Consider the following 587-nt stretch of genomic DNA (forward strand, 5'->3'; position numbering starts at 1 on the left):
TGCGGGGTTACTTCACGCGAGAGCCATGTCTAATCATAGAAAAAGGACAGAATACGAGGAGTATATTATTCCGAGTAGCTTTCGTGTTCGGTATCAACATAGTCGCCAGCAGGTTGCATTAAACCCTAGGTTTGAGTTGGAAATGCAGGAGATCGGAGCATGGGAGATGACATCACCTCCGGGTATACATATAGATAAATCTGATCTTTATAAGTTGTTTTATTATCTTAAAAAGGAGTTTGACGTGATTGATATAAAAGAAGCCAATAGCTTTAAAGAACTTAAACTTGAATATTTAAATTAAAAAGATATATTTTACATTTCTAAGTGGGGTTTTAAGTTTTTTATGGATATGGATATGGATATGGATATGGATATGGATATGGATATGGATGAGATGAGATGAGTTTTTACTCATTAGATGAGCAGGCGATAAAGCAAGAGATTGCTTATAAAAAGAAAGGCTACTCTACAGAAGATATATTATTTTCTTGGGTTGTATCGCCTAAGAGATTGTTTGGTGAGGAGTTCTTAGTTTTTGGTATGATGATCATACCTTCGCTAATCGTTGCCTTATTAGTGCCACC

2 pseudogenes are annotated in these 587 nt (G+C 35.8%); both read left to right on the forward strand.

Going from position 1 to position 587, the window contains the following annotated elements:
- Positions 1-304 (forward strand): annotated as a pseudogene (locus CIK04_RS32310) (hypothetical protein); the annotation flags it as partial.
- Positions 305-402: 98 nt separating this feature from the next.
- Positions 403-587: pseudogene (locus CIK04_RS35335) on the forward strand (hypothetical protein); the annotation flags it as partial.

This window comes from Vibrio sp. 03_296, assembly GCF_002265885.1.